Here is a 6,402-nt window from a genome sequence, read left to right on the forward strand (position 1 = left end):
CATCTTGCCGCCAACGCTTTCAAAAAGCGCCTTGACCGCAGCCTGCCTGTCCGAGCCTTGCATCAATCCTTTGGCGGCATGAGGCGCATAGTTTGCCAAGATAGTGACTTTCATGGGTATCTCCTCCAAATGTCATTGTCTCGTGCTGCTCCACAATTCGAGCGGCGCGGAGTGATTTATTTTTCGGAACAATTGCAGGCGCCCTGGGACGCGTTGGCGGCCAAGGGCGCGCTGCCGGACAAATATGCGCTTAGGCTAATATAATGACAATAGCGGACACGCCGATACTGCCGACAGGAAAGTGTCTGGCTGGGCCACGCTCGGCCAACGGCATCGGGCTGGCGCCGCTGACCCGCGATGTGATTGTGACGATGAGGTTGAACGGCCAGTAGCGGCGAGGCGCCCACCTTACGTCGGACGCTTCGGCTCGCCCTTCTGTGGCGCGGCCGTATCGGAATCGGGTTTCTTGTGCTTGTCAGCGGCAACCCTGCGGATGCGGTCGAAGCGGCTTTCCTCGGTGGTTTGGGTCGTGACGACCGTCTGTGGCTTCTGCGCGAACACGATCATGAATCGATTTCCTGGGCGAGAGGCCTGCGCGCCGGGAGAAAATCCCCCAGCGGCAAGTTCCGGCTCCTGGAGCCGGCGCGGACGCAGGTCAGGCCGAGTCGAAAACGGCCGATACCGACAACCGGAGCGATCGTACTTTTGGTACGTGAGCGCCGGAAGCGCAGGTATCGGCCGTTTGCAGACCGGCCCCACCTGGATCCTTAGTAGCCGCCCATGCCGCCGCCACCCGCAGGCGCGGCATCCTTGGCCGGGATGTCGGTGATCATGGCTTCGGCGGTGATCAGAAGTGCTGCGATCGAGCCCGCGTCCTGCAATGCGGTGCGCACCACTTTCGCCGGGTCGACGATGCCTGCCTTGATCATGTCGACATAGGTCTCGTTCTGGGCGTCAAAGCCCTGATTGTGATCCTTGCTGTCGGCGAGCTTGCCGACGACGATGGAACCCTCGACGCCGGAATTCTCGGCGATCTGGCGGATTGGCGCTTCAAGCGCGCGCAGCACGATCGAGATGCCGGCGGTGACATCGGCATTGGCGCCGTTCAGGCCGGCAAGTGCCGCCCGGGCGCGCAGCAAAGCCACGCCGCCGCCGGGCACGATACCTTCCTCGACCGCCGCGCGCGTCGCGTTCAGCGCGTCGTCGATGCGGTCCTTCTTTTCCTTCACTTCCGACTCGGTGACGCCGCCGACGCGGATGACGGCAACGCCGCCCGACAGCTTGGCCAGCCGCTCCTGCAGCTTTTCCTTGTCGTAATCGGAGGTCGTCTCCTCGATCTGGCCCCTGATCTGGGCGACACGCGCGTGGATGGTCGCCTTGGTGCCGGCGCCGTCTATGATCGTTGTGGTGTCCTTCTCGATCAGCACGCGCTTGGCGCGGCCGAGCATCTCGATGGTGACGTTTTCAAGCTTGATGCCGAGATCCTCGGAAATCATCTGGCCGGATGTCAGCACCGCGATGTCTTCCAGCATAGCCTTGCGACGATCACCAAAGCCCGGCGCCTTGACCGCCGCGACCTTGAGCCCGCCGCGCAATTTGTTGACGACGAGCGTGGCGAGCGCCTCGCCTTCGACGTCCTCGGAGATGATCAGCAGCGGCCGGCCGCTCTGCACCACCGCTTCGAGGATAGGCAGCATCGCCTGCAGATTGCCGAGCTTCTTCTCGTGGATGAGCACATAGGGCTCTTCCAACTCGACACGCATCTTGTCGGCATTGGTGACGAAATACGGGCTGAGATAGCCGCGGTCGAACTGCATGCCCTCGACGACGTCGAGTTCGGTTTCGGCGGTCTTGGCTTCCTCGACGGTGATGACGCCGTCATTGCCGACCTTGTCCATCGCCTTGGCAATCATCTCGCCAACGCTGGCATCGCCGTTGGCGGCGATGGTGCCGACCTGTGCGATCTCGGCCGACGACTTGACCTTCGTGGCCTTGGCCTTGATCTCGACGACGACGGCGGCGACCGCCTGGTCGATGCCGCGCTTGAGGTCCATCGGGTTCATGCCGGCGGCAACCAGCTTGGCGCCCTCGCGCAGGATCGAGGCGGCCAGCACGGTCGCGGTGGTGGTGCCGTCGCCGGCAAGGTCGTTGGTCTTCGAGGCCACTTCGCGCACCATCTGCGCGCCCATGTTCTCGAACTTGTCGGCAAGCTCGATTTCCTTGGCGACGGTGACGCCGTCCTTGGTGATGCGCGGCGCGCCATAGGCCTTGTCGATGATGACGTTGCGGCCCTTGGGACCCAGCGTGACCTTCACCGCATTGGTGAGAATCTCGACGCCGCGCAGCATGCGGTCACGCGCGTCGGTGGCGAATTTGATTTCCTTGGCAGACATTTTTTCAATCCTGTTCGAATTTGGAGTGGACGAACCCCGCGCGGAAGGCGCGGCGCTCCAGTCAGGCGGCCTTCTTGGCTTCGACGCTCTTCTCGATGACGCCCATAATGTCGGCTTCCTTCATGATCAGAAGGTCTTCGCCGTCGATCTTGACCTCGGTGCCCGACCATTTGCCGAACAGGATCAAGTCGCCGGCCTTCACGTCGAGCGGCACAAGCGCGCCGCTTTCGTCGCGTGCGCCGGGGCCGACGGCGATGACTTCGCCTTCCTGCGGCTTTTCCTTGGCATTGTCGGGAATGATGATGCCGCCCTTGGATTTGGTATCGCCTTCGGCGCGCCGGATGACGACGCGGTCGTGGAGTGGCCGAAACTTCATGAAAACTTCTTTCTGGGGCCGGCTTAGGCGGCCGCTTCTCCCATATAGGCGCTTTGGCACTCGATAGATAGGAGTGCCAAAAATTATTCGCGCGCTCGACAAATAGTGAAAAGTATTATTTCGGCCAGCGATTTCGTGTTATCGCGAATGGCATAAATAATTCAAAAAATTGAATTTTGCCGGTTGAGTGCCTATTTATCGGACAAGTTCACTTTCACGTTTCCGGGCACCAAGGAGATTTATACGATGGCCGACGGCAATCAGACGATCATGGAAAAAGCTGAAGCCCGCTTCGTCGACAAGCAGAAGAAGACGGCGGAGCGCAACAAGGCGACCGCCGAATACATGTCCGAGGCGAGGGCCAGGGAGATCAAGACGGCGAAACTCAGGACTTTGCGCCTTGCCAAGGAAGAGGCGGACCGCATCGCCGAAGCCCTGAACCCGACGCCGAAGAAGAAGCGGGCGACCAAGAAGGCCGCCGCGATGGAGGCAAAAACATGAGCCTGACCTTCCCCAACCAAAGCCGCAGCTATGACGAAGCCGGCAAGCGCATCCGCTTCGTCGGCCATGATGGAATGTTCCAGATTTCCTTCTCGGTCGCCGCCGATGCCATGACCAGGATGCAGCCGGCAACCGCGGCCAACGAGGCCGGTTACCTCGCCACATTCGACACCGAGAGCAGCACTATCCGCGACGTGGCGTCGAAGGCTTACGGCCGCACGCGCAAGAGCATGTATGTGCTGACGGCCGCCGACTTCGGCTGATCAGCCGAGGCGGCCCATGTGCTCGATCATCGTCCGTATCTTCGCGGCTTTTTCGAAATGGTCGAGGCGGCAGCAGGCGCGCGCCTGCCATAGCCCTCGTTTCGCGAGCGCCCTGCATGCCGGATGATAGGCGGTTTTGACGTCGGCCTTGTGCTTTCGTGGCTATGATCGCCCGAGGCAACAATGACCGGGACCGCGCAAATCAGCTGCGAGGAGAGGTCGGGCACAGGTTCTCGGCTGTAGGATTTTTGGAGGCCTCGCCTCGGGATCGAACCGAGGCTTCAGAGATTTGCCGTCTCCAGCGTAGCCGCTCCGCCACGAGGCCATTGCAACCGACCTAACGGGGAAATGCTTGCGGAAGAGTTAAGCCCAACGGCCGTTCTGTCGGTACTTTGCAAAATGTCGCCTGGCGTCGCTCTTCGGCGGGCTCCGTGCCCCGAAATCCCGGGCGGTACCACTGGGAGGAGAGTATCGAGGCTGCGCGGACATAAATGACCGACACGCGCGTGCCGCCAGGCGATTCAGAGCTTCAAATCGCCGCCCTACCTCGTTGTTTGCAAAAATGATTCCAGAGGAAGCCGTCCAGGCCTTCCCTGAAAAACTCACGCCTTTACGCCGCGGCGCTCCGGCCTTTGCCGCCGGCGTCGGCCTTGAAGATGCGGAACGTGTTGCGCCCCGCCGCCTTGGCGGCATAAAGCGCGGTGTCGGCCTGCGCGAACAGGTCGCAAGGCGCGCCTTCCTTGGCAAATGCAATGCCGACGGAGGCGCCGAGCCTCAGCGACTGGCCGCGCACCACGACCGGCTTGCCCATCCCCTCGATGATCTCGCGCGCCACGCCGGAGACGGCAGCCCGGTCGAGATGCGAGCCAAGCAGCACCGCGAACTCATCGCCGCCGACGCGCGCCACCAGATCCGCCTCGCCGCAGCCTTCGGCGAGGCGCTCGGCCGCCGCCTTCAGGCACTCGTCGCCGACGACATGGCCGAACGTATCGTTGACCGCCTTGAAGCCGTCGAGATCGATCAGCAGCAGCGCGCCGAGCGGACGGCTGGCCTCCACCTGCAACAGCCGTGCCTGGAAGCGGGCGCGGTTGGCAAGCCCCGTCATGGCGTCGAACTCGGCGAGATAGCGCATCCGGTCCGACAGGATCTTTTCCTCGGTGATGTCCTGCTTCATGCCGAAGATGCGCACCGGCACATCCGCCTCGCACTCGACGGTAGCGGTGATGCGGATCCAGCGGCTGTGGCCGGCGAAGGTGGTGATCTCGGCGTCGAGGGTGAAGCCGCTGCGCTCGGCGATGGCGCGGCTGCGCAGACTGTCGAGCGCCTTGCGCGACTCCGCCGGATAGCACTTGATGATTTCCGAGCGGTCGAGTGCTGCGCCACGCGGCATGTCGAACAGATCGTAGACCACATCGGTCCAGTGCAATTGTTCGCCGGGCAGGCTGCATTCCCACACGCCGATGCGTGGGCGACCGAGGCGCGGTCGAAGATCTTGCGGCTGTGCGCCAGTGAAACCTCGTGCCTGGCGATCAGCGCGGCCTGCGCGGCGAGTTCGGCCTTGAGGTGGGCGATGGCGGCAGCATCGCGGCGTTCAGCTGCGCTCTCATGCCCCAACCGCTTGCCAGGCTGCGAGGCCGGACCTTGCGGAGCGTCTGAGGTATCGGGCATGGCGGAACTCCTGGCGGGCGGCCACCATGGCGCAACAGCCCTTAAAACTTCGCTGACGGCGGCCTGGCTTTAGCCGGGGACAGGCTGGAAAGATGGTCGCTGGTTTTAGTTGAAATCGCCAATCATGGCAGCGCGGCGGCAACTGGATGAGGGGCGGCGCTGGCGCTCGGAGATAGGGCGAGGGAGAATTCGACCCTAAAGCGCATACCGGGACCCTGGCCCACTTTTCCCCTTGAACGATCCCGAGATCTGGCTTAGCCTCGACTTGAGAAAAGGTTTTTCCAAACAGTTCCGATCAGGCTCGGCCATTGGCCGGGCCTTGTTCCGGCCTGTAAGAGAAAACCTTTTCCCACTCAAGGATTCTCGATGGCATCGGATGATCAGCCTGTTCCGGTTTTCCCCAAGCCCGTCACCTTGCGTGACGTGGCGGCGCGGGCCGGCGTCAGCGTTGCCACGGCCTCGAAGGCACTCAATGACCAGGGGCGCATGACGGCCGAGACGCGCGAGCGCATCCGCGAGACGGCGCGCAGCCTGGGCTTCCGGCCCAACAGCCTGGCGCAAAGCCTGCTCAGGCGCCGCTCCTTCACCGTCGGCCTGCTCACCAACGATACTTATGGCCGGTTCTCGCTGCCGCTGATGTCGGGCATCTCGGACGCGCTGGTCGACAATGGCGTCTCGGTTTTCCTGTGCAATGTCGAGGAGGATCCGCGGCTGGGCCAGCTGCATGTCGAGGCCATGCTCGACAAGCGCGTCGACGGCATCATCGCCACCGGCAAGCGCATCGACCGCCATCTGCCTGTGGATCTCGCCAATCTGCGCATCCCGGTGATTTATGCCTTCACCCAGCCCGATCCCGACGCTGTCGCCTTCGTCTCGGACGATGCCGGCGGCGCGCGGCTGGCGGTCGAACATTTCTGCCGGCTTGGCCGCAGGCGCATCGCCCATGTCAGCGGACCGGCGAGCTTTGCCGTGGTGCACGCCCGCGCCCAGGCCTATCGCGACGTGCTCGCCGAAAACGGCCTGCCGGTCACCGAGCCGCTGCTCGGCGCATGGTCGGAAGCCTGGGGACATGAAGCGGTGGCGCAATTGTTCGACGGCAAGAGCGAACGTCCCGACGCCGTCTTCTGCGGCAACGACCAGATCGCGCGAGGTGTCATCGATGCCCTGCGCGAGCGCGGCCTCGACGTTCCCGACGATGTCG

General features: G+C 63.1%; 6 protein-coding genes and 1 pseudogene. 3 read left to right on the forward strand and 4 right to left on the reverse strand.

The window, feature by feature from the left end:
• Positions 1 to 408: 408 nt before the first annotated feature.
• The 3 genes from C1D09_RS33115 to C1D09_RS12725 form a co-directional block, all read right to left on the reverse strand.
• Positions 409 to 567, reverse strand: a complete 159-nt coding sequence (locus tag C1D09_RS33115) for a hypothetical protein (protein WP_167514535.1) — start codon at positions 565 to 567, stop codon at positions 409 to 411.
• 200 nt (positions 568 to 767) lie between these two features.
• A complete protein-coding gene (gene groL, locus C1D09_RS12720; protein ID WP_143974666.1) occupies positions 768 to 2,393 on the reverse strand; it encodes a chaperonin GroEL in 1,626 nt (541 codons plus the stop codon).
• A gap of 61 nt (positions 2,394 to 2,454) precedes the next feature.
• The gene (locus tag C1D09_RS12725) at positions 2,455 to 2,769 is read right to left on the reverse strand and encodes a co-chaperone GroES (protein WP_143974667.1); all 315 of its coding nucleotides are present in this window, start codon (positions 2,767 to 2,769) and stop codon (positions 2,455 to 2,457) included.
• Between the two features lie 246 nt (positions 2,770 to 3,015).
• On the opposite strand from C1D09_RS12725, the gene C1D09_RS12730 reads away from it, so the two are divergent.
• Together C1D09_RS12730 and C1D09_RS12735 are read left to right on the forward strand one after the other, a co-directional pair.
• Positions 3,016 to 3,270: a hypothetical protein gene (locus tag C1D09_RS12730; RefSeq protein WP_143974668.1), complete on the forward strand. Its 255-nt coding sequence runs from the start codon at positions 3,016 to 3,018 to the stop codon at positions 3,268 to 3,270.
• Positions 3,267 to 3,533, forward strand: coding sequence for a DUF1488 family protein (locus C1D09_RS12735; protein ID WP_143974669.1), 267 nt, complete (start codon positions 3,267 to 3,269; stop codon positions 3,531 to 3,533). Before C1D09_RS12730 ends, C1D09_RS12735 begins: the two co-directional genes overlap by 4 nt.
• A gap of 610 nt (positions 3,534 to 4,143) precedes the next feature.
• On the opposite strand, the pseudogene C1D09_RS12740 reads toward C1D09_RS12735, so the two are convergent.
• A pseudogene (locus tag C1D09_RS12740) lies at positions 4,144 to 5,201 on the reverse strand (diguanylate cyclase domain-containing protein).
• A 366-nt stretch (positions 5,202 to 5,567) separates the two neighbouring features.
• Between C1D09_RS12740 and C1D09_RS12745 the strand changes: the two are divergent.
• Positions 5,568 to 6,402 (forward strand): LacI family DNA-binding transcriptional regulator (locus tag C1D09_RS12745; protein WP_143974670.1); only part of this gene is annotated, 835 nt, incomplete at its 3' end.

Source organism: Mesorhizobium intechi, assembly GCF_002879535.1.
Taxonomy (GTDB): domain Bacteria; phylum Pseudomonadota; class Alphaproteobacteria; order Rhizobiales; family Rhizobiaceae; genus Mesorhizobium; species Mesorhizobium intechi.